This window comes from Nocardia sp. NPDC002869, assembly GCF_046764065.1.
Classification (GTDB): Bacteria; Actinomycetota; Actinomycetes; order Mycobacteriales; family Mycobacteriaceae; genus Nocardia; species Nocardia rhamnosiphila.
Window position 1 is genome coordinate 1 of the sequence record NZ_JBKOOL010000074.1, and the last position, 25,998, is coordinate 25,998.

At 66.5% G+C, this 25,998-nt stretch carries 36 protein-coding genes and 2 pseudogenes; 16 read left to right on the top strand and 22 right to left on the bottom strand.

All coding sequences use genetic code 11. The features are described from left to right. Positions 1-220: 220 nt before the first annotated feature. The 3 genes and pseudogenes from ACLML9_RS15620 to ACLML9_RS15630 all read left to right on the top strand — a co-directional run. Positions 221-350, top strand: a pseudogene (locus ACLML9_RS15620) (glycosyltransferase family 2 protein); the annotation flags it as partial. A gap of 73 nt (positions 351-423) precedes the next feature. Next, a complete protein-coding gene (locus tag ACLML9_RS15625; protein WP_411946210.1) occupies positions 424-660 on the top strand; it encodes a hypothetical protein in 237 nt (78 codons plus the stop codon). Between the two features lie 611 nt (positions 661-1,271). After that, positions 1,272-2,714, top strand: coding sequence for a wax ester/triacylglycerol synthase family O-acyltransferase (locus tag ACLML9_RS15630; protein ID WP_411946211.1), 1,443 nt, complete (start codon positions 1,272-1,274; stop codon positions 2,712-2,714). Between the two features lie 15 nt (positions 2,715-2,729). On the opposite strand, the gene ACLML9_RS15635 is transcribed toward ACLML9_RS15630, so the two are convergent. The 3 genes from ACLML9_RS15635 to ACLML9_RS15645 all read right to left on the bottom strand — a co-directional run bounded on the left by ACLML9_RS15635 (position 2,730) and on the right by ACLML9_RS15645 (position 5,949). After that, complete coding sequence (locus ACLML9_RS15635) at positions 2,730-3,749, bottom strand: alpha/beta hydrolase (RefSeq protein ID WP_411946243.1); 1,020 nt, start codon at positions 3,747-3,749, stop codon at positions 2,730-2,732. An 814-nt stretch (positions 3,750-4,563) separates the two neighbouring features. Next, positions 4,564-4,947, bottom strand: a complete 384-nt coding sequence (locus ACLML9_RS15640; RefSeq protein ID WP_411946212.1) for a nuclear transport factor 2 family protein — start codon at positions 4,945-4,947, stop codon at positions 4,564-4,566. A 162-nt stretch (positions 4,948-5,109) separates the two neighbouring features. Then, a complete protein-coding gene (locus ACLML9_RS15645; RefSeq protein WP_411946213.1) occupies positions 5,110-5,949 on the bottom strand; it encodes a class II histone deacetylase in 840 nt (279 codons plus the stop codon). Positions 5,950-6,203: 254 nt separating this feature from the next. Between ACLML9_RS15645 and ACLML9_RS15650 the strand changes: the two genes are divergently transcribed. Together ACLML9_RS15650 and ACLML9_RS15655 are read left to right on the top strand one after the other, a co-directional pair. After that, positions 6,204-6,434, top strand: a complete 231-nt coding sequence (locus ACLML9_RS15650; RefSeq protein ID WP_411946214.1) for a hypothetical protein — start codon at positions 6,204-6,206, stop codon at positions 6,432-6,434. Next, positions 6,415-6,621: a hypothetical protein gene (locus ACLML9_RS15655; protein WP_411946215.1), complete on the top strand. Its 207-nt coding sequence runs from the start codon at positions 6,415-6,417 to the stop codon at positions 6,619-6,621. The genes ACLML9_RS15650 and ACLML9_RS15655 overlap by 20 nt, the downstream gene beginning before the upstream one ends. 101 nt (positions 6,622-6,722) lie before the next feature. Here the strand turns inward: ACLML9_RS15655 and ACLML9_RS15660 are convergent, their stop codons facing one another. After that, positions 6,723-6,860, bottom strand: a complete 138-nt coding sequence (locus ACLML9_RS15660) for a hypothetical protein (protein ID WP_411946216.1) — start codon at positions 6,858-6,860, stop codon at positions 6,723-6,725. Positions 6,861-6,870: 10 nt separating this feature from the next. On the opposite strand from ACLML9_RS15660, the gene ACLML9_RS15665 reads away from it, so the two are divergent. Together ACLML9_RS15665 and ACLML9_RS15670 are read left to right on the top strand one after the other, a co-directional pair. Then, positions 6,871-7,011 (top strand): hypothetical protein, encoded by a 141-nt coding sequence (locus tag ACLML9_RS15665; RefSeq protein WP_411946217.1) that lies wholly within the window; start codon positions 6,871-6,873, stop codon positions 7,009-7,011. 207 nt (positions 7,012-7,218) lie between these two features. Then, on the top strand, positions 7,219-7,869 hold the full coding sequence (locus ACLML9_RS15670; RefSeq protein WP_411946218.1) for a hypothetical protein: 651 nt from the start codon (positions 7,219-7,221) through the stop codon (positions 7,867-7,869). 16 nt (positions 7,870-7,885) lie between these two features. Here the strand turns inward: ACLML9_RS15670 and ACLML9_RS15675 are convergent, their stop codons facing one another. Next, positions 7,886-8,098, bottom strand: a complete 213-nt coding sequence (locus tag ACLML9_RS15675; protein ID WP_411946219.1) for a hypothetical protein — start codon at positions 8,096-8,098, stop codon at positions 7,886-7,888. Positions 8,099-8,101: 3 nt separating this feature from the next. On the opposite strand from ACLML9_RS15675, the gene ACLML9_RS15680 reads away from it, so the two are divergent. Further along, on the top strand, positions 8,102-8,365 hold the full coding sequence (locus tag ACLML9_RS15680) for a hypothetical protein (RefSeq protein ID WP_411946220.1): 264 nt from the start codon (positions 8,102-8,104) through the stop codon (positions 8,363-8,365). 167 nt (positions 8,366-8,532) lie between these two features. Beyond that, on the top strand, positions 8,533-9,744 hold the full coding sequence (gene add / locus ACLML9_RS15685; RefSeq protein WP_411946221.1) for an adenosine deaminase: 1,212 nt from the start codon (positions 8,533-8,535) through the stop codon (positions 9,742-9,744). Between the two features lie 23 nt (positions 9,745-9,767). Here the strand turns inward: add and ACLML9_RS15690 are convergent, their stop codons facing one another. After that, the gene (locus ACLML9_RS15690) at positions 9,768-10,091 is read right to left on the bottom strand and encodes a hypothetical protein (RefSeq protein WP_411946222.1); all 324 of its coding nucleotides are present in this window, start codon (positions 10,089-10,091) and stop codon (positions 9,768-9,770) included. Positions 10,092-10,203: 112 nt separating this feature from the next. Continuing rightward, positions 10,204-10,611: a hypothetical protein gene (locus ACLML9_RS15695; protein ID WP_411946223.1), complete on the bottom strand. Its 408-nt coding sequence runs from the start codon at positions 10,609-10,611 to the stop codon at positions 10,204-10,206. 275 nt (positions 10,612-10,886) lie between these two features. On the opposite strand from ACLML9_RS15695, the gene ACLML9_RS15700 reads away from it, so the two are divergent. After that, positions 10,887-11,780, top strand: a complete 894-nt coding sequence (locus tag ACLML9_RS15700) for an oxidoreductase (protein ID WP_411946244.1) — start codon at positions 10,887-10,889, stop codon at positions 11,778-11,780. A 139-nt stretch (positions 11,781-11,919) separates the two neighbouring features. Then, a complete protein-coding gene (locus tag ACLML9_RS15705; protein ID WP_411946224.1) occupies positions 11,920-12,330 on the top strand; it encodes a PPOX class F420-dependent oxidoreductase in 411 nt (136 codons plus the stop codon). A 138-nt stretch (positions 12,331-12,468) separates the two neighbouring features. Here the strand turns inward: ACLML9_RS15705 and ACLML9_RS15710 are convergent, their stop codons facing one another. The 9 genes and pseudogenes from ACLML9_RS15710 to ACLML9_RS15750 form a co-directional block, all read right to left on the bottom strand. After that, positions 12,469-12,996 carry a DUF1990 family protein gene (locus ACLML9_RS15710; protein WP_411946225.1) on the bottom strand — a complete coding sequence of 176 codons (528 nt, stop codon included), beginning with the start codon at positions 12,994-12,996 and terminating at the stop codon, positions 12,469-12,471. Positions 12,997-13,066: 70 nt separating this feature from the next. Beyond that, positions 13,067-13,336, bottom strand: a complete 270-nt coding sequence (locus ACLML9_RS15715; RefSeq protein WP_411946226.1) for a hypothetical protein — start codon at positions 13,334-13,336, stop codon at positions 13,067-13,069. A 43-nt stretch (positions 13,337-13,379) separates the two neighbouring features. Then, a pseudogene (locus ACLML9_RS15720) lies at positions 13,380-13,565 on the bottom strand (transcriptional regulator CynR); the annotation flags it as partial. Positions 13,566-13,919: 354 nt separating this feature from the next. Next, positions 13,920-14,726, bottom strand: coding sequence for an ESX secretion-associated protein EspG (locus ACLML9_RS15725; protein WP_411946227.1), 807 nt, complete (start codon positions 14,724-14,726; stop codon positions 13,920-13,922). A 3-nt stretch (positions 14,727-14,729) separates the two neighbouring features. Next, positions 14,730-16,097: a hypothetical protein gene (locus ACLML9_RS15730; RefSeq protein ID WP_411946228.1), complete on the bottom strand. Its 1,368-nt coding sequence runs from the start codon at positions 16,095-16,097 to the stop codon at positions 14,730-14,732. An 11-nt stretch (positions 16,098-16,108) separates the two neighbouring features. Beyond that, a complete protein-coding gene (locus tag ACLML9_RS15735) occupies positions 16,109-16,486 on the bottom strand; it encodes a hypothetical protein (RefSeq protein WP_411946229.1) in 378 nt (125 codons plus the stop codon). 13 nt (positions 16,487-16,499) lie between these two features. Next, positions 16,500-17,042: a DUF3558 domain-containing protein gene (locus tag ACLML9_RS15740; protein WP_411946230.1), complete on the bottom strand. Its 543-nt coding sequence runs from the start codon at positions 17,040-17,042 to the stop codon at positions 16,500-16,502. 203 nt (positions 17,043-17,245) lie between these two features. Continuing rightward, the gene (locus ACLML9_RS15745) at positions 17,246-17,455 is read right to left on the bottom strand and encodes a DUF397 domain-containing protein (RefSeq protein ID WP_411946231.1); all 210 of its coding nucleotides are present in this window, start codon (positions 17,453-17,455) and stop codon (positions 17,246-17,248) included. Beyond that, positions 17,452-18,348 carry a helix-turn-helix domain-containing protein gene (locus ACLML9_RS15750; protein WP_411946232.1) on the bottom strand — a complete coding sequence of 299 codons (897 nt, stop codon included), beginning with the start codon at positions 18,346-18,348 and terminating at the stop codon, positions 17,452-17,454. The genes ACLML9_RS15745 and ACLML9_RS15750 overlap by 4 nt, the downstream gene beginning before the upstream one ends. A 311-nt stretch (positions 18,349-18,659) precedes the next feature. Between ACLML9_RS15750 and ACLML9_RS15755 the strand changes: the two genes are divergently transcribed. From ACLML9_RS15755 to ACLML9_RS15765, 3 genes are read left to right on the top strand one after another with little or no spacing between them, the layout of a single operon-like run. After that, positions 18,660-19,025, top strand: coding sequence for a hypothetical protein (locus tag ACLML9_RS15755; protein ID WP_411946233.1), 366 nt, complete (start codon positions 18,660-18,662; stop codon positions 19,023-19,025). Beyond that, positions 19,022-19,363: a hypothetical protein gene (locus ACLML9_RS15760; protein ID WP_411946234.1), complete on the top strand. Its 342-nt coding sequence runs from the start codon at positions 19,022-19,024 to the stop codon at positions 19,361-19,363. Before ACLML9_RS15755 ends, ACLML9_RS15760 begins: the two co-directional genes overlap by 4 nt. Next, the gene (locus tag ACLML9_RS15765) at positions 19,360-20,271 is read left to right on the top strand and encodes an NAD-dependent epimerase/dehydratase family protein (RefSeq protein WP_411946235.1); all 912 of its coding nucleotides are present in this window, start codon (positions 19,360-19,362) and stop codon (positions 20,269-20,271) included. The genes ACLML9_RS15760 and ACLML9_RS15765 overlap by 4 nt, the downstream gene beginning before the upstream one ends. 77 nt (positions 20,272-20,348) lie before the next feature. On the opposite strand, the gene ACLML9_RS15770 is transcribed toward ACLML9_RS15765, so the two are convergent. The 4 genes from ACLML9_RS15770 to ACLML9_RS15785 form a co-directional block, all read right to left on the bottom strand. Continuing rightward, positions 20,349-20,714 carry a DUF6188 family protein gene (locus ACLML9_RS15770; RefSeq protein ID WP_411946236.1) on the bottom strand — a complete coding sequence of 122 codons (366 nt, stop codon included), beginning with the start codon at positions 20,712-20,714 and terminating at the stop codon, positions 20,349-20,351. A gap of 762 nt (positions 20,715-21,476) precedes the next feature. Then, complete coding sequence (locus ACLML9_RS15775) at positions 21,477-22,868, bottom strand: hypothetical protein (RefSeq protein ID WP_411946237.1); 1,392 nt, start codon at positions 22,866-22,868, stop codon at positions 21,477-21,479. Between the two features lie 14 nt (positions 22,869-22,882). Then, the gene (locus tag ACLML9_RS15780; RefSeq protein ID WP_411946238.1) at positions 22,883-23,188 is read right to left on the bottom strand and encodes a WXG100 family type VII secretion target; all 306 of its coding nucleotides are present in this window, start codon (positions 23,186-23,188) and stop codon (positions 22,883-22,885) included. A 19-nt stretch (positions 23,189-23,207) separates the two neighbouring features. Continuing rightward, positions 23,208-23,528, bottom strand: coding sequence for a WXG100 family type VII secretion target (locus tag ACLML9_RS15785; RefSeq protein ID WP_411946239.1), 321 nt, complete (start codon positions 23,526-23,528; stop codon positions 23,208-23,210). 244 nt (positions 23,529-23,772) lie between these two features. Here ACLML9_RS15785 and ACLML9_RS15790 point away from each other — a divergent pair, with 244 nt between their 5' ends. After that, positions 23,773-24,042, top strand: coding sequence for a type II toxin-antitoxin system prevent-host-death family antitoxin (locus tag ACLML9_RS15790; protein ID WP_411946240.1), 270 nt, complete (start codon positions 23,773-23,775; stop codon positions 24,040-24,042). Next, positions 24,032-24,508, top strand: coding sequence for a type II toxin-antitoxin system VapC family toxin (locus ACLML9_RS15795; protein WP_411946241.1), 477 nt, complete (start codon positions 24,032-24,034; stop codon positions 24,506-24,508). Before ACLML9_RS15790 ends, ACLML9_RS15795 begins: the two co-directional genes overlap by 11 nt. 6 nt (positions 24,509-24,514) lie before the next feature. On the opposite strand, the gene ACLML9_RS15800 is transcribed toward ACLML9_RS15795, so the two are convergent. Further along, a complete protein-coding gene (locus ACLML9_RS15800) occupies positions 24,515-25,135 on the bottom strand; it encodes a TetR/AcrR family transcriptional regulator (protein WP_411946242.1) in 621 nt (206 codons plus the stop codon). A 6-nt stretch (positions 25,136-25,141) separates the two neighbouring features. Beyond that, entirely contained in the window at positions 25,142-25,948 is an 807-nt protein-coding gene (locus ACLML9_RS15805) for an enoyl-CoA hydratase family protein (RefSeq protein WP_411946245.1), read from the bottom strand. Positions 25,949-25,998: the final 50 nt, after the last annotated feature.

Sequence of the window (25,998 nt, forward strand, 5' to 3'; positions counted from 1 at the left end):
TGTTTGTGACTGTAGTTCAGCGGTGTGCACTTCCGATCTGGGATTAATCGGGGTCACAGGGCCCCGACCCGCGGCGCCGAAGGCGCCGCAAATATGCACAGCTACCTCCCAGGTTGGCTGGAGCCGGGCCCCAGCCCGCCCACCGACTCTGGTCCACCTGACCGAGACCGTGCCCCTCGCCGCAGCGGGGGACCTCAGGGAACACACCGCGGCGCCGCCGGTGCTGGATGTGGTCGTTCCCGTGTACAACGAAGAAACCGATCCCGGCGTGTGTGCGCCGGCTTCGCGACTACCTCGACAGCGGGTTCCCGTTCCCGGCGCGGATCACCGTCGCCGACAACGCCGGCACCCGGCAGTATCGGCCCGGGCGGTGAACTGCCGCCCGGCGGCAACGGTATGTGGGGCCGGACCGGGATAACCCGGATGTTCGACCAGATGCAGGGCGGACAGATCGCCTGGCTGATCCCCGCGGCGCTGGTCGCCGGACTGCTGCTGCGCGGCCGGGCGGCCCGCACCGACGGTCCTCGCGCGCAGGTGCTGCTGTGGGGTGGCCGGCTGCTGGTCACCGGGCAGGTGTTCAGCTTCATGGCCGGGACGGACAACTTCACCGCGAAGGACGTGGACGGGGTCACGCTCTACGACCTCACCGCGCCGAAGTGAGCCGGCCTTGACGCCGAGGGCCCGGGCCGTTCCGTGGCGGGTCCGCGCCATCGGCGTTCCGACGCGCCGTGCCGGTCCGGCCGGAACACTCGACGGAAGTACCATAGCGTCACAACCCGGCTCGATTGTCCGGGTCGGACCCCGCGGGCCCGGCCGGGCAGCGCGGGCTCCGCACCCCCTGGCGGAACGAGACTGTGGTGCAGAGGTTTCCACGATCCAACGCCGACTCGAGCAAATATTCGGCGATCCGATCCGATTGATTCTTCTCCGCTATTATGCGAGGTTCTCCGTCCGCCATGGGAGCGGCGACCCCACCGGGCGGCAACGCCCGGGTTCGAACCGCCCGGCGGACGAGATAATGCTCTCGGGCGCGGAAACAAGGACCCAATTCCGAAAACCGACCGGAATGCAGTATCCGATAGGCCGTCCGAGACAGCGAGAAATTCCGAGCGGCACGCGCCCGCGCATTGCCCATAATTCACCCAGTTCTGAAATTTCGACGTTCCGGACAGCCGGATTCCCCTGGGCGCCGCGCGCCGGACCGCTAGGATCGATCGAGCTGCCTGGCACGACCAGGCAATTCTTCATATCGGTACCGCTCGGCAGGAAACATGGTGATATACGGGAACAGTGGAGTTCTCGCCACGAAAAAGGCCAAAGGCATTGTGGCGAAAGAGCAGTTGGCGCCCCGTGACGCGGTGTTCGTCTACGACGAAACCGAGCGGCACCCGTCCAATATCGTCGCGGTCTACGTTTTCGACGCCACCGGGGCCGAACCGGTGGATACCGCCGCGTTGCGGGATTGGGCGCGGGCACGGCTGGGCTTCGCACCCCTGTTCCAGCGACGCTTGCGGCGTGTCCCACTGGATCTGGATCTGCCGTACTGGGTCCCCGATCCGGCACTCGATATCGCCGAGCACGTGGTGGCCGGACCGTCGGGAGCCGACTGGGATACCGTACGCGCCCGGCTCGCGGAAATAACCACGGCGCGTATGGATCTCACCCGACCGCCGTGGCAGATCCAGGTGTTCGATCGAGTCCGGGCCGTTCCGGAGATCCCGGGGGAGGCCACGGTCGTCGCACTGAAATTCCACCACAGCGCCTGCGACGGTGTGGCGACCCGTGAACTCGAACTGGAACTCTTCGGCGGCCGGGAGGCACCGGCCGCACCGACGGCGAACCGGTGGTCGAGATCGGCGGCGGGGTTACGTGCCGCCGCGCTGTTTCCCTACCGTATAGGCCGTTTCGCAATGGGACTGTCGCGTACCCGGGCGGCGAACGCCGCCGCGCGCGCCCGGATCGAGGCCGGCCTGCTGCACGAACCGGCGCCCGTACGCCCCGCGACCCGCTTCAACCGCGCGATCGGCCCGACCGTACTGATCGAGCAGGTGTTCCTGCCGTTGTCCGAAGTGACGGCATTGCGCGATCGGTCCGCCGAACGCGTCACGGTCAACGATGTCATGCTGACCGTGGTGTCCGGTGCGCTCGCCGCCTACCTCGACGAGAAGGGTGAGATGCCGCCGACGGGGCTCGCGGCGATGGTTCCGATGTCGATGCGCGGTATCGCGCAATGGGATTCGGCGAACCAGCTGTGTCAGATGACGGTCGATCTGCACACCGGCCGCCGGGATCCGCGTGCGCGATTGGCGGCGATCCGGGAGTCGGTACGCCGGGAACGGCGCCGGAACAGCGATCCGGCGGTACTCCGGCACGCCGCGCGGGTCGAGACCGCGCCGGCGTGGTTGTTGCGGGCGGCGGGCCGGGCGCGAGCACATCGCTCGTTCACCGATCTGTCCTCGGTGCCGCTGCACAACACCACGATCAGCAATGTCCCGCCGCCGGGTGCCGGGCTGACCTTCCGCGGCGCGCCGGTGCTGCGGGCGTTCGGTGTCCTGCCACCGATGGACGGTGACGGTCTGCGGCACCTGATCTCGGCACAGGGCGAGGAGATCGTGCTCACCGTCAGCGTCGACAAGGCGATGATGCCGGACCCCGACCGCTACCGGGAGCTGCTGCGGGAATCGTTCCGCGAGCTGGTGGAAGCCCTCGGCTGACGCGCCGCGGTGGGTTCAGGAGGTCAGCGCACCGGCCAGCAGTGGCCAGGATCGGTGCAGATCGTCCTGCCAATACCCCCACGAATGGGTGCCGGAAGGACGGAGGTCGTAGACGATATCGGTCCGGCCGAGCTCCTGGGTGCGGCGCTGGAGCGCCCGGGTGCAGTAGTCGGCCGCGGCCTCGATTCCGCCGCCGACGAGCAGCTGGTTCCACAGCATCTTCTGATTACCGTTGAGCCGTGGGTCATCGGCGCTGTCGTATCGCCCGGCCAGCCCGGTGCCGCTGGTGATGTACATCGGGATATCCGGGAGCCGGTGGGCCTGCAGGTAGGGGTCGTGTTCCCGCCACCCCGGACCGTCGGTCGGGCCCCACATGTTCTCGGCGTTGCCGCCGCCCAGACTCACCACCAGTGTGACGAACGCCTGACCGAGAAGGTCGCTGGTCATCGCACATCCGCTGTACGCCGCCGCCGCGCTGTAGAGGTGGGGCGCGCGGATGGTGAGGTCGAGTACCGAGGTCGCGGCCATCGAGATCCCCGCGATCGCGTTCCGGCCCGTGGTACCGAAAGCGGCATCGAGTACGGGCGGTAGTTCTTCGGTGAGGAAGGTTGCCCACATGTTCCGGCCGTTGTTGCCCAGTTTCGCGGCCAGGCCGGAATCCTCTTGCTGCCAGTCGGTGTAGTAGCTGAAGGCCCCCTCCCGGGGGATCACCACATTGACGTGTTCACCGGCGAAGAATTCGGACACGTCGGTCTGCGCGGACCAGGTCGCGGCGTCTTCACCGCCGCCGGCACCGTTGAGCAGGTAAAGGGTCGGGGCGGGGGTACCGGTATCGGCCGGGCGCAGGACCTGCAGCGGAATATCACGCCGCATGGCCGGTGAGTACACCGTGACCTCGACCGATCGTCCGGCACCGGGCGCGAGCGAGACGATATGCGCTCCTGGGGTGGCGGCGGCGCGTGGTGCCGCACCCAGGGCGAGAACGAACAGTATTGCCAGCAGATAAACCGGCGACGTCCTGCTTCGTGGAAACATCAATTCGTATACGTGGCTTTCGAGCACGGGGTCCACCCGTGGTGACCGGGTGGACCCCTCTCCGACCTGCGATCTATTTGCCGGGAGCGGGAGTGCCCCCGCTCAGGGTGATCAGCGCGTTGACGATACTCGTGCCGATACCTCCGGCGCTGGCGGTGCCCAGGCCCAGAATTTCGAAGAGAGATCCCATGTCGTGCTCCTTGCAGTGCTGAATTAACCGAATTCCGATCGGAATTTCGGTAAAAGTGGGTGTATCGTTCGCCGAATCAGGCGGCGACGCTTCCCTGTAGGGAACCGATGAAAACATCGAGGAGGCCGTCACCTGCGACGGCCGAACCGAGTGCCGGAATCAACGCGGTGAGCAGATCGCTCAACGAACCCATAGTGAACTCCTCGAGAGGGGTGAGACATCCTCGCGGATCCGGCCTACAACCGGAGAGGACGGTCACGGCCGCGGTATCCGGCGGTGACCCAGGCAACATAACAAGCGACCAGTTTTCCCGCAACAAATTCCTCTAAATTTGAGTAACAGGAAAACAGCAACCTATTGGCAACCACTCTCGGCGCGCTGCGACCTCCCCCGGAACCTCGACGAGTGATGCGCGACGGGGACGGCCGCCCGGTGACGAAATCGCCGAACCCATGGTGCGGACCCGAGAAGCCGGCATCGCCAGGCGCAGGAATCCGGGGGCGTCTGGGTCGGATACCGCGCCGTGGAGCCGAGAGCCGGGAAACGAATAGGCGCTGATATGGCGATGGCTCGGACCGGCCGGGTCCGAGCCATCGACGTATCAGCGCACCGTAGGCGGCAGGGTCAGGCGAACACCTGGGTGAGGTCGCCGTAGAGTCGCTGCTCGGTGCACTGGGTGTCTGCGTCGAAACTCGCGTACACCGCTCCGGGGATATCGAGTTCCGTACCGTTCTTCAGCCAGTAGTGGATCCGGATCTCGAAGGTGACCTCGGCCGTACCATCCGCCGCGATCTGCGGCTCCATCCAGTGGAAAATGGTGTGCCGGATCTTGGTGGTCTGGTCGAGCACGTACTGGATGGAGGCGAAGGCCGCTTCCCGGCCGGTCACGGGGTCGGCATTGGCGAAGGTCAGCTTCACGTCGTCGGTCATCAACTGCACGGCATCGGCCAACCGGCCGGAGTCGATGTGCTCGTAGTAGTCCTCCACGGCCTTCCGGACGGACGTCATCAACCCACTCCTTGCTGAGTTTCCCGAAAAGGGAACGGTTTCGATTACTGCGAGCACACAGTAGTGGAAGTTCACATCGCCCGCCGGAGATCGTGAGGCACGGTAGTTCACGGTCCGGCAACGGTTTTCGGGGCCGGCGGCATGGAGTCCGCCGGCCCTGCATCACCGGTTCTCGGCCGGGGCCGGGAGCGGACCGGGTACTGCCGCCCGGATCGCCGCGGCTTCGTGCTCCAGCAGCACATCGCCACCCTGCGTGGAGACGATCGGGCTGTACGGGTCCGGCTGGTAGGGGTCACCGAGCAGTTCGCGCAGCACCGCCAGCCCGCAGAACGGCACATAGTGCGGGCTGTATCCACCCTCCTGGACGAACGCGATCCGCCCCTCGCAGAGTTCGTCCGCCACATCGAGCACGCGCCGGGTGAGCCGGGCGAATCCGGCACTGGTGACCATCTGGCGGGCCAGCGGATCCATGATGCTCGCGTCGAAACCGGAGGCCACCAGGATCAGCTCGGGCCGGAACTCGCGCAGCGCCGGCAGCACGACCTCGTCCATGGCGTGCGCATAGGCGGCGTCACCACTGGCGGGCGGCAGCGGGATATTGATCGAGAAGCCCGCACCCGCACCGGTGCCCCGCTCTTCCGGATAGCCGGAGTTCGGCGGGAAGCACAGATGCTGAAGCAGCGAAACGGTGAGCACCGACGGGTCGCTGTACCAGATCTCCTGGGTGCCGTTGCCGTGGTGGACATCCCAATCCACCACGGCCACCCGTTCCAGCCCGAGGACGTCCTTGGCGTAGGCGGCGGCTATCGAAACATTGTTGAAAATGCAGAACCCCATCCCGCCGGCCCGGTACGCGTGATGTCCCGGCGGGTTGACCAGCGCGTAACCGGTATCGATGGTTCGGGAGACGACCTGATCCACGAGCTGGATCGCACCGCCGGCGGACAGCGCCGCGATCTCGGCCCATCCGTAGACCGTGTTCCAGACATATCCGATTGTCATGGTCGAACTCCTTGGTGTCCCGCTACCCGCGCGAGCGGGCGCCGGACGCAAACCGCGCGCTATCGATCGACAGCGCCGGCTCATCGAGCCACAACCGGTCCGGCCCCGCAACCGGAACGCGAATGTCGAGAGGGACGTACTCGCCGACCCGACCGGCCTGCCCCGGACCGCGCCCGGCTCCCCGTATGGTCCGGAGTGCTCGATCCGCACGCGTACCACTTCCCACCCGATCACCGAGAGAGAAGGGGTTACACATGTCGATCCGCACCACCACCGCTGCCGCGCTCGCCACACTGGCCGTCCCCGCCGCGGTCGCCCTCGCCGCCCCGGCGGCCACCGCGCAACCCACCGAGGGAGCCGTCGACCAGCAGGACAGCCGGCCCGGTCTCCTGGGCATTCCGGGCCTTCCCGGTATCGAAGACCTGTTTCCGGGTCTCGGCCTGCCCGTCCAGGACGACGCGGAAGATGAGCCGGCACCCCGGTGACACCGACCAGCAGAACCCTGGTGACACCGATCAACGAGCTCCCGGTGACACCGACCAGCAGTATCCGGGCGATACCGACCAGCAGGGACCCGGTGACGCCGACCAGCAGGCACCGGGCGACACCGACCAGCAAGCTCCCGCCATCGACCAGCAGGGCAGTATCCAGGACTACGACTCCACGGAGTAGCGGAGGAACCTGCCGCCGGGTGTGACCGAGCCTGCGCGACCACTGCCCCCGGGGGGCACGGGGCCTCACCCGGCGGCAGTGCCGCCCCGGCCCGCGGCGGATCAGGTCGGTGAACCCGCCGCCGCGCCGGTTGCCAGGTCCGCGCCCCAGCGTTCGACGGCCGCGTCGAGATCCAGCGGGTGCGGCCGCAGGTCCTCGGTATCGGGCCAGTCGGCGCGGGGCAAGGTCCGCCGCGCCATCCCGCCCCACGTGGAGTACAGCCTCACCGATCTGGGCGCCGAGACCGCGCCGCGGCTTCTCGAACTCGTCGGTTTCCTCGAGGCGCGGATGCCCGAGGTCCTCGACGCCCAGCGCCGCCACGCCGAGTCACGAAGCGACGTCGCCATCTGACCTGCCGCGGCAACTGTGCGCGGCGCCCGCTCCCCGCTCGAAACCGGCGCACCGCTTTCGGCCGCGACGCGTAATATCAGGGTGCGACCGAAGCGCGCAGAATATTGCGCGGGGTGGGTCCGAAGACGCCTTCACCGCCATCCAGACCCCCGCAAAGGTTCCGCGCGCCATCGATGCACACCGATGAAGCATTGATAGCTTTTGCGCATGAATACGAGAAGAGTACGCGGCGGCCCGCTGTCACTCGTCGCCCTGATCGCCGGGCTGCTCGTCGTCACCCACTCCGCGGCCACGCCCGATATCGAGCTGACCGGCGGCGAGCCGCGAAAACGCAGCCCGGCGCCGGTGATCGCCAACGGTTTTCCCGGTGGCAGGTTCGCCCTACGCAACGAGGAAGCCCGCCTGTGCCTGGCCAGTGAGCCCGGCCGGTACTACGAATACGACGGCACCTGGCAGCAGCGGGAGTACACCCGGCGCAGCGACCGGGCGAGCGTCACCACCGACCCCGGCCTCGAGATGCGCGGCTGCGACGGGTCGGTGCGGCAGGGCTGGATCTTCGACTCCAGTGGCGCGAACACCTATTCCGGCGCGCACAATCAGCTCGTCAATGTCGTCGCCGAGGAGTCGCGCGGATACTTCGCCCTCGCCTACGGCGGCACCCCCTTCCGCGGAGGAACCGACGCGCGGCTGGTCGACAGCACGTCGACACTCGCGGTGAAATGGCAGATCGAGGACGGCTACCTCTTCGAGCAGGGGTATCCGAAATCCGTGCTCACCTACCTGCCCGACGCCGGGGCACTGAAGATGACTCCACGCGGCGGCCCGTACCAGCGCTGGCGGCTACAGGCGACACCGTAACCCGGGCTACCGGCCATCAGGCCCGGAGACCGGCCAGGACTATCGCCAGCCCGCTACCGAATTCGGTTTCCGGATCGCCGCCGGCGGCGGCTTCCGCGATCTCGATCAGCTTCGGGAACCGATCGGGCGGTAGCGCCGCGACCCGGCCGGCGACCGCCGCCCGATCCTCGCCCGCGCGGGCCGCGAGCGGGCTCGTGAGTTCGGCCTGCACGGTGGCGGCGCCACCCACGAGATGATGCTCGGGCAATACGAACAATGGTTCGCGCAGGCGGGACTGGCCGTGGTGGCGTTCGACTTTCGTCATCTGGGCGAATCCGGCGGCGAGCCGCGGCAACTGGTCTCCCAGCGCCGCTACGCCGAAGATCGGGTGGCCGCCCGCGCACCACAGGCCGTACTGACGACCTACGACGCCGACCATTTCACCGTCTACCACCCACCGGTGGTGGAGCAGATCGCCGCAGATCAGATCGCCTTCCTCACCGCACATCTCATGTGACCACGCATCGTGGACAACTGACGGGACCGAGACCGGCGGTTCGGTTAGAGTGCCGAACCGAGGCCGGCAGGCCGTCGCGGACGTGTAGAGGGGGCGTTGTGCTGATCCGGTCGGAAGAGGTCGCGCAAATTCTTCTCCGAGCCACCCGGAAGCTGAGCAGTTGCTTCATGAGAATGGAAGGCCCTGGCACCACCCACGGCATCAGGCCTTTCGCCCGGCGGTTCGAGAGCGCGGCCGCGAAACTCTCCGACTCCGACAAAGGTTTTCGTCATGCCCCCGGCACCGGCGAGTCCGCACTCCCGTCGTCGGCGCGTTCGAGCCGCCGGACCGAAGAGGACTCCCGCGGCGGTTCCGGTGGCGGCGCACCGCTGCCGCGTAGTGGATCCGCCGACCCGTATCCCAAGATCGAACTGCATGTCCATCTCGAGGGCACGATCCGGCCGGAAAGATTGCTGGATATGGCGCGGCGCAACGGTGTGACATTGCCCGCGGACAATGTCGAGGCGCTGTCCGCGCTGTATCGGTACCGCGACTTCGGCCACTTCCTGGAGATGTGGCGCGTCACCACCGGCACGATGCGCACCGGAGACGATTTCCGCCGGGCCGTCCTCGATTACGCTCTGGAGGCGAAAACGCACGGCGTGCAGTACATCGAAACCACCTTTTCACCCATCAATCGCAATAAATGGGACGGCATCCCGTATCCGGCGATGTTCGACGGTGTCACGGACGGCATCACCGCGGCGGCCGAACACTACGGTGTCACCGTGCGCGCCATGCCCAGCCTGATCTGGGGAGTCGACCGCGAACTGGCCGAAGAATGCGCGCAATGGGCCGTACGCTACCGGGACCGCGGCATTGTCGGCCTGGACGCCGGCGGCAACGAATTGGCGCGCGGCGACGTCTCGGAGTTCGACCGGGCGGTGGCCATCGCCCGCGACGGCGGGCTGGGAATCGTGCCGCACGCGGGGGAAGCCGGGGGCGTACGCGCCATCCGGGACGTCCTGCGCTGGAACCCGGACGGACTACAGCACGGGATCGCCGCGGCCGGCGACCCCGCCCTCATGGCCGAGCTCGTGGATCGAGGAACGGTACTCCGGGTGACCCCGACCTCCAACGTCGCCACCCGTGTCGTGGCGGATATCGCGGAACATCCACTCCCCCGGCTGCGCGAAGCCGGTGTCCGCTGCAGTATCGGTACCGACGACCCGGCTCTGTTCGGTACGACCCTCGGCCAGGAATACGAACTCGCCGAACGACTCGGTATCAGCCCTGCCTCCGCCTACCGGGCCGGTGTCGACGGGTCCGTGTGCGACGACGCCGTACGGCAGCAACTGCGCGAGGTCGGCGACACCGCGTTCGGCGCTCCGCCGGGCTGACCGCGCACGAATGCCGCTGCCGGTCACAGGCTTCCGGACATCCGCCCGTACACGATCAGCAGCAGCACGGCGAGAGCGGAGATCGCCGGCAGGACCAGCCACTGCCGGGGTCGGTCCCTGCGCATGACCACGAACGACGCCGTCACGCCGAGGAGCCCGGCGGCGCAGTACCCGAGTTTCCAGCCGAGTCCGTCCGAACTCAGGCCCATCACGGCGATGATCGAGGACAGCACGAGAGCGGCGACCATCAGTTCATTGCGCAGAAATCCCGCATCGAGCTGTGCGACGGCCCGCTCGATCGCGGCGCTCATACCGCCCGAACGACGCGCGCGAGGTGTATCCCCCATGCGAAACTCCTTCCGCCGGCTGCCGCGCTGCACGCGACAGGTCTGTGTTCACCTCTTCTGCCGGATTTCGAGAAGATCCCGTGCCCGCCGGACACGGCGCCCACACCGCCGGTCACCACACCGGGCAGGCCGAGCCGAGGTTCAGGCCGGAGCCGACCTCCGCTTCGAGCGACTGTTCGCTACCGATGTTCACGGCGTGCAGGTTGTGCGTGCCGGGGACCTCCGGGGTCCATTCCGCGGTGACCGTGCCGGACTCACCGACGAGAATCGCGCCGGGCGGATCGAACGAACCCTTCTGGCTGTCGTAGAAACTGACGTACTCGCCCGGCTCCGCGGTAGCGGTCGCGGTGTAGGTGCAATGGGTTCCGTAGGGCGCCGCGGCGCTCCCGCCGCCGGCCCCCGGCGCCAGATCGAAATCGGTGACCGCCGCGGTCGCGGCCGCAGCGGTGACCACGAGCGCCGGCGCCAGTGCGCCCAGCAGCGCGACCACCGTCGGAACAGTCCTGCGTGAACGGAGCATCAACGACCCTTTCTACGACAACGGATGGAACGGAACTGCCGGTACCACCTGGTCGAGAACGCTCGGCCGGAGTCGAGCGGAAAGCCGGAGCCGGAGTCTCGGCCACGGGCGACCGGCCCCGGGAACACGGACCTCACGCTACTCGGCGAGCTGCGCGCTGTTCGGCGCTTCCGCTCATTTCCTCGCCGGCGGGCGGTTTCGCGTTATCGGCGTAATCGCAGTACCCGCCTCATTTCCGGCGAGTCCGCGCCCGATCCCGTTTCCGGCGTTACCGTCTGGACATGAGTTCTTCGCACTGGACCGCGGCCGACCTGCCCGCCTTCGACGGCCGCACCGTGGTTGTCACCGGCGCCAACAGCGGCGTCGGATTCGGCACCGCCACCCTGCTGTCCCGGGCCGGCGCGCATGTGGTGCTCGCCGTCCGCGATATCGGCCGCGGCAACGAGGCCGCGCGCCGGATCGGCGGCAGCAACGAGGTGCGGCAACTCGATCTCGCCGATCAGGAATCGATTCGCGAGTTCGCCGGCGAGTGGGCGGGTGAGATCGCGATCCTGGTGAACAATGCCGGGGTCGCGATGGTGCCCGAGGGCCGGACCAAGGACGGGTTCGAAATGCAGTTCGGTACCAACCATCTCGGTCATTTCGCGCTCACCAATCGGCTCCTGCCCCACATCACCGACCGCGTCGTCAACCTGGCCTCGGGTGCGCACAAGGTGGGGTCCATCGATTTCGACGATCTCGACTACGCCAAGAGCGGCTACGGTCCCGTGAAGGCCTACGGCCGGTCCAAGCTCGCGAACCTGCTGTTCACCCTCGAACTCGAACGCCGGCTCCGGCAGGCCGGGTCCGCGGTGCGGGCCATGGCGTCACATCCCGGGTATGCGGCCACCGAACTCGGTACCGCGAACCGCAACAAATTCCTGGTCGGCATCGTGCACCTGGCCGGTCGCTATCTCGCGCAAACCCCGGAGAAGGCAGCCCTGCCCACGCTCTTCGCCGCGACGCAGGACCTACCAGGCGCGAGTTACGTCGGCCCCGACGGTCGCGGGGAGATGCACGGGTACCCGACACTTGTCGGCCGGTCGGCGCAGGCCAGCGATGCGCACGCCGCGCGGCGGCTCTGGGAGGTCTCCGAGGAACTCACCGGCGTCCGGTTCGGTCTGTCCTGATCCGCACGGAACTTTCCACGGTGCCCCGGGCGTCGCGGCCGGGCCGTGGCGGCCATCCGGGAAATAATCATGGCCTCGACGATCACCGTGCGGGATCGATCAGCACGGGATCTCCGGACTCGTCACGAGGAGGTTCCCGATGTCGTTCACCGAGGAAGAGGCCGCCTATCTGCGCTCCCAGCCGCTCGCGCGGGTGGCCACCGTAGGCCCCGACGGGCAGCCCGATGTGGCGCCGGTGGGCTACGAGTTCGACGGCACCCATATCTATATCGGCGGTCACGACCCGGCGCGGACCAGGAAGTACCGCAATGTCGAACGCGGCCACACGAAAGTCGCCGTGGTGATCGACGACCTCGTGTCCACAGATCCCTGGACCCCGCGATACCTCCGTGTGTACGGGACCGCCGCACTCGTGGAGCGCGCCGGACAGTTCGGGACCGCCCCGTATATGCGGATCACGCCCACGGTGTCCTGGAGTTTCAATCTGGCCGGACGCGCATTCTTCCCCGGCGATGTGCAGGTGCGGCGCACCGTCCACACCTCCCGCTGAGCGCAGCGCCGGATCGCTGGGCGATACCCGTTCACCGTGACCGCCGGGCGGGTCACCGCCGGCGCGGGCCGACTCGCGTTCGTCTACGCCCCCGGTCAACGCGGACGTTCGACGGCAGTCGGAGGCACGGTGCCGGATTCATCGCTCCCGTGGTGTCCGGCGCAGCACCGCGAGGTAGGCCGCCGCGGCCGCCCGTTGCGCCGGCGCGGACAGCGGCCCGCCCCGGCGCATGGACCGGCGCGCGGGACGGGAGAACGCGGTGACCACGCAATATACGACATCGGTATCCCGGTCGTACTCGACGGCGAACAGCTCCTCCCCGCTCACCGGGTGCCCCGGCAGGGTGCCGTAGGCGAATCCGATCCGATCGGGCTCGTCCAGTACGTACACCACCCGGCACGGCGCGCGCAGGCCGAACCGGCCGATCCCGAGCCGGAGGGTGACCGTCGTGCCCGGCTCGGCCACCGGCGTTCCGGCTTCCTGGAGAAGTCTCAGCCCGCGCTGCATCCGATAGCGCATTAGCGCCGCGCCGAGCCGCCGGAATTCCGCCTCGCCGGAAGCTATGGGACGACGCAACCGCAGGTGCTGATATCCCGGCGGGAGCTCACCACGAGTCGCGCCGATCTCGGAGTAGGTGAACGCGGGACCGTCCGGCGATTCGCTCATACCCCGATCCTCGCCGCCGCGAGCCATCGACGCGAGACCGGCAGGCGGACGTAACATATCGGTTCAGCCATCATTCGGAGCAGTCACGATCGTCTGGATGCAGTTTCGGCAGTATGTCCGAATTCTCGTAATCGATGGGTTCGTAGTCGACAGTGTCGTCGAGCGGCTCCGGGTTCTGCTCCCAGCGCGCGATCTCGGCGTCCCAGTCACGGTACGCGGGGTCCTCCGGGCCGATAGCGACCGAGCCGTCGGCGATATCGCCGTCGAGTTCTTGTCCGAAGTAGCGCACAAGGATGCGTCCATCGTCGAGACGTCGTGCCAGAGGGTGTTCTTCACTCATCGCGTAATCCCCACTTGTCTCTCCAGAGCCTCATAAAAGGAAGTCAGATGACGGCCGCGAAGGCGCGGGCCGCCGCGGAGTGATAGGCGGTCCGGCGGCGCAGCAGTTCCACCGTGCGGGTGGGCGGCGGCGGGGACAGCGTCACCGGATGCAGGTCGGGGTATGCCCAGGTGATCGCGTCCGGGAGGACGGTGGCCAGAAAACCGCGGCGGACGACCTCCAGCAAGTGCACAAGAAGGCCGCGAACGGTGAACTGCTCAATGCCTCGTTCGCTGAAGAACTGGTCGACCGCCACCTGTACACACCGTTCGCGGATCTCGACCTCCGTGAGACTTCGCGGCGCGCGGCCGTGGCCTCCATCGAGCGGTATTTCAACACCCACGGTGACGAGATCCCGTTGACGGTGCACTCCGAGAAGCAGATACAAGTGCATATCGCGCCGGGAATCACTGGATCATGTCGCAACCGATCCCGACCGCAACGATTCGACCACCTTCGTGCCATAAAAGCGAACCATCGCAGGTCTGGATGAAGTTCGAGTTCAGGCCGGCGGCGGTGGTGTGGCACTCGAGGCGACGCGTGGTCAGAGTTCGTGATCTTCGCGGTAGTCGGTCAGGGTTCGTTCGAGCAGGTTGTTCAGGTGGGCGGACAGTTCGGCGGTATCGGTGGGGACGGCGTGGACCGTGGCGGTGGCACGGACGCGGTAGCGGCCGTCGGGGTAGTCCATGATGTGGAAGTCCCGGGCCGGGGCCGGGCGGTGGTCGTAGGCGCCGCCTGGGTAGACAGCGATATGGGCGACGGTCGAGCGGGGACGTTCGAAGAAGCGGTGGGCCGCGTCGCGTGCAGGTGGGGCTGCGTCGTCGAAGAAGGCCGTGAACGGCCGGTTGGCCGGTTCGTCGACTTCCGTGCGGTCCAGCCGGATCTCCGGGCCGCTGCCGCGGAGCACGTCGGGGAAGGCGGCGAGGATGCGGCGGGCCAGGGTGTGTGCGGGGACGAACGCGATCCGCACGTCACCGCCGCGGTCGGTGTCGGCGGTCGAGCCCTGAGTGAGCAGCACGGCACTTCGGCCGGCGACAGCCGCGTGCAGGCGGAGCTGAGCGGCATGGTCGGCGGTGGCGCGTGGCAATACGGGACGGGCCGCGCCCACGAATCCGGCGATCTCGATACGCGCCTCCGGTTGCACCAGTATCCGCAGCGGACCGTAGAGGTCTTCGTCGAGTACGGCACGTAGCCGGGCGGCCGCGGTCTTGTAGGCGTGTTCGTAGGCGGCGGCGGTGTCCTCGACCGACCGGTATCGCAGCGGATAAGGCAGCACGTCACGGCCGAGGGCATGCCACAACACCATGAATTCGAGCGCCGACAGGTTCCAGGTGCTGCGGGAGGACTCCACTCGCTACTCCCCCAACACGGGTGGTACGGCTTTCCGGCGGTGTTTCGGATCGAGACCGGTCAGCTCGTCACCGTGCTGCTGGGTGACCAGCGCCTCGGCGATCGCGGACTTCTGCTTCTCTTTGTCGTCCTCACCTTTACCGCGGGCCCCGGGCGGCATCATCGCCCCGGGCGTCGCGCTGCGACCCGAACCGCTGCTGGTGCCGGTACTCGTGGCCGCCGCGCCGGGCCGGGCCACTCCGGGACCGTCGACCGTACGTCCCGGTATAGGTGCGGCCGGGACGCCCGGACCGCCCGGGGTGGTGCCGACCGGACTGCCAGGACCGCCGGGGGTGGTGGACGGGGTACCGAGCGGGCTGCCGGGTCCGGTGGGGACGCCGAGGCCGGGGTCGGTAGTGGACGCGGCGGTCGTATCGAGTCCGGCCAAACTGCCTGGCGTCGTGCCCGGCTCCGGCTGTGCCGGGGACGCGGCCTGGTTTTCGCCGGGAGCTTGTTCGCTGGTTCCGGGCGTGGTCGCGGCCGGTTGGGCGCCGTCGCCGGAGGTCGTCGGAGGCTGCTGCTGCGTCCTGGTCGAGGTGGAGCCGGGCGGGACCGAACCCGGCGGAACGGAGCCGGGAGCGTCGGGTTCGTGAACGGGGTTGTATGCCAGCGGGATACGGGGTTGTCCGGTATCGCCTTCCCGGATCCCGGGCTGGTAGACACGTTCGAGCACGGAATAGGTGGCGAGTTCGGCGGCGCTGGTGCGATCGCTGTCCATTTTCCAGCTGGGCCCCGGCACCCAGCTCGCGACGGTGCTGGCCCAGCCGGTATCCGGTGCGGGCTGCACATTCTGTTTGGTCACCTCGACCGCGGATTTCACGACGCCGACCTTATCGGCCACGATTTTGGTCCCGGACACGAGATTCTGCGCCTTCGTCACATAATCGGCGATACCGCCGGCCGCCGCCGCGGCGGAAGCCCCACTCCACGACTCGGCGATGGCTTTACCGATCGCGGGCCCGAACTCGTTCAGCCCGGTCTCGAGTTTCCCGGCCCGCGCTGTCCACATCTGGTGCAGGGTATCCATGGCGGAGACGTCGATGGACTGAGCTTTCCGATACAGATCGTCCAGATCCTCGCTGCGTACATTGCCGAACATCTGTTCCGGGATTCGAGGGTTGTGGAATTCGCCGTCGAAACTATTATCGGTGAGATCCTGGATACGATTGCGCGCGGCAATGGCCTCGGGACTCTGATCACCATATGCCGCGGCCAGTGCCCGCGCGGCGGCATCCATATCCGCGGAACCGGCGACCACGGCGCCGAGCGGCCCCCGCATCGCCAAGGCCCCCAGATTCACGATCACTTCACCGAACGACGGCAAACCGAACATCTCGCTCCCCCTCAGCCGACCTGATTGTAATCCTGCGAGTTGCTGGAGTCCTGCTCCTGCACACGATCCAGCGAAACCTGGATGGTATCGGCCATCAGTTTCAAGACCTGTATGTGGTCACGGAGGGAGGTGGCAAGATCGCCGTCACCTGTCGAATCCACTGCTTTCAGTCCGAGTAGCCGGGCCAGTTCTTGGCCGCAGGCGAACTCGCCGAGGCCGCTGACTCGTGCCATCTGCCCAATTCCTTGCAGGCACTCCTGATAGATACCGATCTGGGCTTCGATAGCCGTACGACATCCGACCGCCACCGATTCTTCGAGATACAGTTGCCCAGCCTTCGCCTGATCCGACAAAAATTGCCACTGGGTAATGCTGTCCTCAATACTCATCGTCCCTCACCCCCTACTTCGCCGGAAATACCGGCACCAGCACTTCCGCCGCCGACAATGCGATATCACAAGGATCTCTTTTATCCTCGGTGAGTACCGTTTTGTAGATCGATATCTCTATGGACTGGCCGTTTGCAGGAAAGCTCAAATAGCACATTTCTTCATGACTATCCTCCGCACGCTTGAACCGTACTCCTGACCGGCCAGCAGCGATGACATCAGCAAAGTCGATGTTGTTCTGATCCTGCTTGGTTTCCTCAATGCTGTGGGTTGTCGCCCAGACTCCGAGCGCATAGTTCCAGCGGACAGCTCTGTCATGCCACGAGCACAACTTCCAGCCCTCGACGTTCTCCACCCCCGAGATCGTGTTGTCCCGAGTCGACGGGTCAACCCCGACCTGCCGCAACACATCGTCGCTGATCTGCGTGCACGGGTCCCACAGCGCTTCGGTCGCCACCGCATCCGTGGTCGCCGCAGGCGCCGCCGACCCACCGGTGGTCGCATCACAGCCACCTACCGCCAGCACGGCTCCTGCAAGTACCGATACAGTCGTCACTGCCGTCCGTCGTCCCACCACTGCTCCCATCGGCCGCCAGTACTCCGCTCACAGTCTATGACGCGCCCCAAAGCACGGCGGTTCCACCGAACGCCATCGGAAGATGCAGCGCGCACGGTTGGGACCGTGCGCGCGTGATGGAATCATCGGTAGCCATCGACGGCCTCGCGGGAACCGCCGTCGGATATCTCAGTGATGGCGCGTCATGAGCGAGAGACGAATCCACCCGCACGGAGTTCGGTTGCGAAGGCATCCCACGCTCCGGGTGCGAACACCAGGGCAGGTCCGAGGGTGTTCTTCGAATCCCTCACTCCCACCTGACCATCCGTCAACCACGCAACCTCGACACAATCGGTCTGCCCACTACTATGACTGCTCTTGAACCACTTCGCTCCGGATAGATCCGTCTTCACGCTTCATACTCCTTCGCAATGTGCCTGAGCAGTTCTCGCGATCGCACTTGATCGTGTGCTGCGCTTCGGATTACCGAAGCAAGCTCATCGTAACGCCGCACATCATCACCGTTCTCGAGATAGAGATCGGGCTTGCCTACACCTTCAAAGTAGACCAGCGGCGGCTCGACTGACCGCCCTCGAGCATCATCGCCGAACGCAAGGATCACGAACGGTCCATGCAACAAACCCTGCGCGCACCCGGCACTGTACGGATGAATCCTGATTTCCACGTTCGGACGCTTCCCGACCTCCGCGAGGTAGCGGAGCTGCTCCGCCATCACCTTCGGACCGCCGACCATACGATGTAGCGCCGATTCGTGCAGCAGCAGCTCGAGCCGCACCGGGTCGGCCTTACGGGTCACGATGGACTGTCGCTTCATCCGCAACTCCACCCGGCGTTCGATGTCGTCAGGGCTCTCTTCCCGATAAAAGCTGCTGATCAGAGCACGCGCGTAGTCGGGCGTCTGCACCAGGCCGAACACAATTTCCTGATACGAGACGAGTTGTCGCGCTGAAGCAGACAGTTCCACATACATGTTGAACGTCGGATCACTGTAGAGCCCCGCGAACGCCGTGTACCACGATGTCACCTTCGCCTGCTCCGCAAGGTCCAGCGCCCGCACCACCTCTTCGCGCGGCACCTCGTACAGCTCGCACAGTGCTCGCACGTCGACCGCGCGCACCTTTTTCGTCTTGGCGGCCTCGATACGCTGCAGCGCCGCCTGACTCAACTCCACCAGAGCGGCCGCTTTCGCCAGGCTCAAGCCGATGGCCTCCCGGTGCTCCCGTAGGAACCGACCCAACTGCCGACGCGGCAGGGTCGATGGTTCCGCCCCCTCGTCACTGGTCATACCGCTACCTCCGTTCGGAAAAACGAATCATTGGGCACCCCGAAATCGAATCATCGCCGGAATCGAGTTCGAATCACGTTCTGGGACTACACATCACTTTGGTCCGGACCTACCGATTCGGCTTGGACCAGCGTATATCCCGTGGTGTGCTGGGGTCCGGAGAACGGGTGACACCGCGGACGGACCCACCATCACCCGATCCTCGCGCGCTTCACCGAGTTCGGCCGCGACCACCTCCGCGCTCTGCGTGGCCCGTCCCGAGGGTCACGCGCGGACACGTACCCATTCGACCCTTGATACCGGGAGGACCCGTGCCGTACCCGCATGTCCCAGGTTCATCAGAGTACCGCCCCACCGCCATCGGATTCGTCCGCATCGATATCTCCGCCCACCACGCCCCGCGTCACGCCGACGAAATCCAGCGGCACGCCCGGGAATCCGGCTATCGGTACCTGTACACCGTTCGCCCACCCCTCGATGAACCGAACCCGCTCGCCTATGTTCGCGCACTCGCCACCGAACTCGGGGCCGAGGTGATCATCGCCTTCGACCTCGGCCAGGTGGACGACCGGCCCACCCTGATCTGCGATCTCGGATACCGGCTGGAAACCGTATGCCCGCCCACCGTGTGGGCGGCCGGTACTCCTGCCGCGAGAGCGGAAGGCGGGCGGGAATGAGTGCGTGGGATGCGTTGATCACCACCGTATCCGTGGCGGTCGTGTGCTTTGCTGTGGCGTCCGCGCTGGGTTGCGTATGGCCCGCCGAACCGCCGCGCCCCGCCGACCGTCTCGCGCGACGAGCGCGGCACCGGACCTCGATTACTCCGGCGACGGTGGCGTGGACGTGCACCCTGCCCGGGACTCCGCTGAACGTCGACGACGCCCACAACGCCATGCGCCACCACCGTGAACACGACTGCCTCCGCAAACGCGCCGCGTTCGCGACTCTGGTCGTACACGGCTGCATAACCCCCGACCCCACCCGTCGGCCGTACCGGGAGAAAGCACTGTCGTGAACCATATCGTCATCACCGGCGGAGCCGGTTTCCTCGGCTCACACCTGTGCCGCAGCCTGCTCGGCCGCGGCGACCGCGTCACCGCAATCGACAACTTCAGCACCGGGCGTGCTATGAACATCGCCGACCTGACCGGCCATCCGCGCTTCACCCTGCGCCCCACCGACACCACCGCCTTCGGCGCATTCACCGGACTCGAGGGGGTCACCCATATCGCGTACCTCGCCCACCCCGGCAGCCCCATCGCGGCCGCCCGCGACGCCGTGGCAGTCCTGCGCGCGGCCTGCACCGGAACCCTCGCCGCACTCGACCTCGCCGCAGCCCACAACGCCCGCATCGTTCTCGCTTCCGGTCCCGAGCCCGGAAACCAGTCGGTGAACAGCCGCCGGACAGCGGTATTCGAAGCCCACCGAACCGGTCACCACCTGATCGAAGCCGCCGCGCACCACAACCGGTGCACCGATACCGGCATCGTCCGGCTGTTCGAGGTCTACGGGCCCGGGCTGCCCCCGGGCGACGGGCGTGCCACCGCGACGATCTGCACCGCCGTCCTCCGCGCCCAGACCCTGTACCTCACCGATAACGAGACACGATCGTTCGTCTACATCAACGACGCGGTCGATGCCCTCGTCCGCATGCTCGACACCGACATTCGGGGCCCGATCGACATCGCCGGTCCTGTCTCGGGCCTCAGCGAATTCGCCCGCACAGCCATCACGCTCGCCGGTGCCGGCTGGCTGGAGCACACATCGGCCGCGGCAACAACCGTTACCGCCGTCCCGAACCTCACCCACACCCACGACAGCCTCGGCTGGCGATCCACCACCGACCTGCGGACCGGCCTGCACAGCACACTCGACTGGATGCGCACAATCGTCGCCGGGGCCCAACCGTCACGGTCACCCTGACCGATCACGACCCGCCCGCCAAGGACAACCGGGGATACACCTTTCACTGAAGTACGGACAGCCGCGAGCAACATGCGTCAGCCCGTCGACCAGTGGAAAGTTCCAGTCCGGATGGCGTTCGCCCTCGACCACATGGCCAGTTGCCCACCCGGCATACACACCACCCTGAACCCATCGGCTCCGACTACGCTCCACGCCTCGAAATCCGCATCCGAGAACACTCTGATGGAGCTACCCGACTCATACTCCAGCCAGAGCGTGCCGTCCTCTGTCGCACGCACCTCCACAAGCATCCCGGTGAATCGACTCTCCATATCGTCGGGCATCTCGGCGACTCGATATCGGCACGCCGCCCCCTCGGCCGTCTCGAAACCCACCACCCCCTCTATCTGGACCTCGAATTCCGCTCCCGCACGTAGTACGAGCACGGGACTCAGCTGCACCAGTTCAAGAGGGCGGTGGGGCTTCCGAATCATGACTGGACCGACGGAACCGGGCTGGGGGTGGCGATGCGCCATGCCGTCCGCAGGTTCTCCATGCCCTCGTCCGAGCCGATGATATCCGCGCCGACCCGATCCGCGACGATGCGGCTGTGCTCCACGCAGTACTCAACCCACCGCTGGGCACTCGACCGCAGCAGCGTATGGGGACCGCACAGCTTCACCAACGGCCAGGGCTCGAATGCCGGCAAAGTCGCGCGAACGGCATCGATCCGGCCCCACGCCCACAGGATCGTGAACAGATGATGGATGATCTCCCCTGGACGCTCCGGCCCCGACAGCGGCCGCGATCACCAGCACCACCACTGCCCACGGCTCCGCACCGAGTCCGAGCGCGAAAATTCCTGCGCCGCGCATCGATACGGTCGCGCTAGACGTGCGCTGAGGGATACGAAGTTCTCGGGTCGTATTCGATAGTCCAGTCCGGCCCGAGCTCACTACGGAGTCCGGCGGCTATTTCCGCTCCTTCACGCCAGAATTGTCGCTCCACATCAACGGACAGGAATCTCGGATTCCCGGGGTCATCTTCCAGGTCGTATGTAGCGTCCCATCTGTCCGACCAGTCCCGCAGGGCCGCAGCAAGTTCGAACGAGATCGGGAGCGAACCCGGGTCCACGTTATCGAACTGCTTTCCCCTACGCACCCAGGTAGGCCAGCACGCGATCTCCGGCAGAACCCTCAAATATGTCACTACCCCTCCAGCGCTCACGAGGCCGGATTGGCCCCGACCACAAAACCATTACTGCCAACACTAACAGCAATCCTCACCGGCTGACCATTGTGCATTACTTCGTACACCGGCCGGTTTTTTCCTTGAGTTCCCACCACTTCACCCTCGGTAACCGCCTTCATCACCAAGTTGGGAATATCGCTTTCCGGTATTCCTTTATCGCCGAACTCGCCTACATGCCTTAATATATGCTCCAGCCCGGCGCGGTCATTACCTTTTTCCAAGAAGATTATTTTCCCATCACAATCTCTGCCGATGGACACGATATCTTCTCTGCTGAATTTCACACCATTCTGCTCCAGCTCGTCTATCAGAGCTTTTCTTTCTTCCGGACTGGCGGCAATCCCAGCTTTCTTTTCCGGCTTGCTTCGAGCCTCGACCGAATCTTCGATGGTTTCGATGAGGTCGTGGATGCGCTCCAGCTTGGCGCGAGTGTCGCCGGTGGAACGGGTCACGGCGACCACCGTCCGCAGTCCGGCGGCAGCGACGATACCGCGGAGCGCCTTGACCAGATCGTTGACCAGGTCTACGGCTTTACCGGCGCGGATCGCCGCCACTGCCCCGCCACCGACTCCGAAGCTGACCACCGAGGCGGCGACGGCGAGCGCGAGGGTGATGACGACCTGCTTTTTCAGTTCGTCGGCGAACTGGGCGAGCATGTCGCGCAACTGCACCTTCATGTTGTCGTGCGCGGTTTTCTGGGCCGCGCACGAGGCGGCGATATCGGCGAAAGTGACCAGCAGGTCTTCGGCGGCGGTTTTTATCTCTCGGAGATCCTCGTCGATCGACGCCACTTCTGGTGCCGTGACCTGCTGGAACATCGCCGCCGCCCGTTCCAGTTCCGCGGGCAGGTTGGTGACGCCCTGGGCATGGGCCAGACTGTTCCAGACGGTGGCGGCGGTGTTGAGTTTGTCGGTGTCACCGTCGGGAACCGGTAGGTCGACACCGATCTTCTTCGCGAGTTCCAGCCCGTCGTCGATCAGGCCGCTGCCCGGGCCTCCCGCCGACTGCGGTGGCTGGGCGCAGCTGGTGTAGGCGAGCTGCGGATCGGCCGGTTTCTGCGGTGCGGGAGTGCCGGATTCGGGGTGGTGGTCGCTACTCGCGTAGATGTACCCGGCCTGGTTCAGCACCCGGGGATACTTGTCGAGCGCCAGCATCAGGGTGGTGACGAGATTGTTGGTTTCGCGGACCTGGGTGTCGTAGGACGTCGCCCATTCCTTGCCCGGCCCGGCGCTGCCTGCCATTGCGGCGGTACCCTTCAGTGCCTGCAGGTGCTGGTCATAGACGGTGAAGAAGGCGCTCGCCGCCCTGTTCACGATGGTGGCCGCCTCGTAGTAGACGGCCGGGTCCACATTGATGAAGTTCATCTACCGGGCTCGGGCTACCGGGGGCCGAACATCCGCTGCACGGTCTGGATGGCGGTCGTGTAGCGGGTGTGGGCATCGACAGCAGCTTGGCGCATGGCATCCACACCCTCACGGACGTCGGTGGCCCCGGCGGACCACCGCCGGAAAGCGTCGGCCTGCGCGATCGCCGCGTCACCGGACCAGGTCTGGTGCAGGGCGGCCATCCGTTGCTCGAGTCCGATGAGGCTGTCGTTGAGAAAGCCGATGAAGTTCGCGGCGCGCGCGGTGAGGTTGTCGAGTTCGTCGAGATCGACCTGGAACGCCTCGGATGGCTCTGGCATGGTGATTCCCCCGGGTAGTTCAGAGATTGAGCGACGGGTAGCTCTGCGAATTGCTGTCATCCTGCTCCACGAATGTCTGTGTGGTGACACCCAGCAAATTGGCGATGGCGGCCAGCGCCTCGAGGACCTGCACCGCGCCCTGTTTGGTCTCGTCCCAGCCCGCGCGATAGGCGGTGGCGGAGTTGCCCTTCCACACCTCGAGCACGGCGTCGATATCGGTATCGAGGTCATGCAGGGCTTTCACCAGGTTGTCGGCGGTCAGTTGGACGAACTTGCCGACGTCGATGACATGGCCGGGTACCACCTGAATCGACGGTGTCGAATCTGCCGAATCGGCCACGACGTCCCCCTCGATGATCGAAACGCAGCGGTGCCGACAGTACCGGCGTGCAGCCGTGTGTCAAAGAGCCGGATTCCCCGCCGGGCCCTTCACACGATCGTGCGGGCCGGTCGGCCACCGTCACCGGCACGGACATGACCGCTGCCCGAACGAACCGCGAGCGCGAACCTACTACCGATACCCCCACAAACCCGCATCGTAGCACCTGGTAGCGCGAGGTAGCACACGACTATATTCTGGGGCTATGGGCGCTCATCCCGAAATCACGCAGCGGGACCTACGCAACAGGTCGAAGGAGATCATGGACGCCGTCCAAGACGGGCAGGCGTTCACGGTCACCCGCGACGGCCACGAGATCGGCCATCTCGTTCCGCTGCGCCGCCGTCGCAGGTTCGTCCCGCGGGCAGAATTCGCGGCCATGTCACGGACCGCGCCCGGCCTCGACCCGGACGTATTCCGGGCCGACCAGGACGCCACAGCCGATCGATACCTGGACGATCCCTATGACCGGTGATCGTCCGGCTCGTACGCGTGGGCTGATCGATACCAACATCATGATCCTGCGTCGCTGGGTGGACCCGGCACAGTTGCCGGACGAGATGGCGATCACGGCCGTCACACTGGCCGAATTGTCGGCCGGACCGCATGAGGTCCGCAGCAACACCGAGCAGGACAGCTACGACGAGCACTCCGAACGTGCGCGGCGCCTCGATGTTCTCCAGCGTGCCGAGCACGAATTCGATCCCATACCTTTCGACGCGGAGGCGGCACGCGCATTCGGGCGAGTATGTGCCGCAGTGATCGCCGGCGGACGCAAACCGCGCCGGCGTATCGCCGACCTGATGATCGCTTCGATTGCCCTTGCCGAAGACCTACCCCTCTATACAACCAACCCGGATGACTTCCGAGGGTTGGAAGAGCTCGTCACGGTCGTCGCCGTCGCCCGGCCCGGGGTTCCGCACGAGAGCAACGCCGGATAGGCCGGCTCACCCCGAACTGTCTCGCCCCGGCCTGGCTTCCAATGCTTCGTGCAAGGTGACCGCCCACTGGTGGACGATTTGCTTGCGGCGGGCCGAATCGTCGGTGAGGACATCGGCCAGACCGAGTCCGCGCGCCAGGTCGAGGGTGGCCTGAACCAGGTGATGGGCGACCGGGTCGGTGTCGTCGACCCCCAGTGCCCGGACGGCACGGCGGTGGGCGCCGCGGCCGAAGCGGGCTTCCAGCGGGACGATACGTTCACGTAGTGCCGGGTCGGCGGCGGCGTGGGTCCAGACCTGGAGGGCCGCTTTGAACAGCGTGCTGGTGTAGGACTCGACCAGCCCGGCCACCACGGCTTCGGTGCGGGCCAGGCCGGGTTCGGTGACCACCGCGGATACCGCCTGGTCCGTGCGGGTGTCGAACATGTAGGTGAGGGCGGCGGTGATGAGGTCTTCGCGGGTGGGGAAATGGTGCTGCGCCGCGCCCCGGGACACCCCGGCCCGTTCGGCGACCACCGCCACCGTCGCCGCTGCCCAGCCCTTCTCCGCCAGGCAGTCGATGGTCGCCTCGAGGAGCCGCTGCCGGGTGGCCCGGCTGCGGTCCTGTTTGGGTTCGTGGGGTGTCGCCATAGCGGCCTATTCTGCCGAGGGCGTCTCGACGGCCGGGACGGCCCAGCGGGGCGGACGGCGTTGCAGGAACGCGGTCATTCCCTCGATCACTTCCTCGGTGCCGAAGAAACTACCCGAGCGGGCCGCCAATTCGTCGGCGGAGCGGTCGAATTCGGCCAGGATCGGCGCGGTGGTGAGGCGTTTGCTCTCCGCCAGGCCCTGCGGAGAGGCTTTGCGCAGTTCGTCCAGTAGTTCGGCGGTCCGGGCGGCCGGATCGTTCGTCGCCAGGGTGATCAGGCCGATCCGTTCGGCGGTATCGGCGTCGAACTTCTCACCGGTCAGGAAATAGCGGTCGGCGGCGCGGGGAGTCATCCGGGGCAGCAGGGTGAGCGAGATGACGAAGGGGGCCAGGCCGAGCCGCGCCTCGGTGAGGGCGAAACTGCTGGACAGACCGGCGACGGCGATATCGCAGGCCGCGAGCAGGCCCATACCGCCGGCGCGCACGTTACCGTCCACCCGCGCGATCACGGGTTTCGGGAGTTCCAGGATGCTGCGTAGCAGCCGCACCATCCATTGGGTGCGGATATCGGAGGCGGCGGCGGGGTCGGCGTCCACGGCCTCCTTGAGATCGGCTCCGGCACAGAAGGTCGCGCCGGTATGTGTCAGGACCACGCCGCGCACTGCCGGGTCGGCGGCGGCACGGTCGAGGCCTGCCAGGAGTTCGGTCACCAGACGCGCGGAGATGGCGTTGCGGTTGTGCGGGGAGTCGAGGGTGAGGGTGGCGAAACCGTCCTCGACGGCATAGTCGACGATCCGGGTCTCGGTGTCGGTCACGGCTGCCCTGCCTTTCTGGGGGCCGGGGCGCGGCTGCCCCGGCCCGCCGG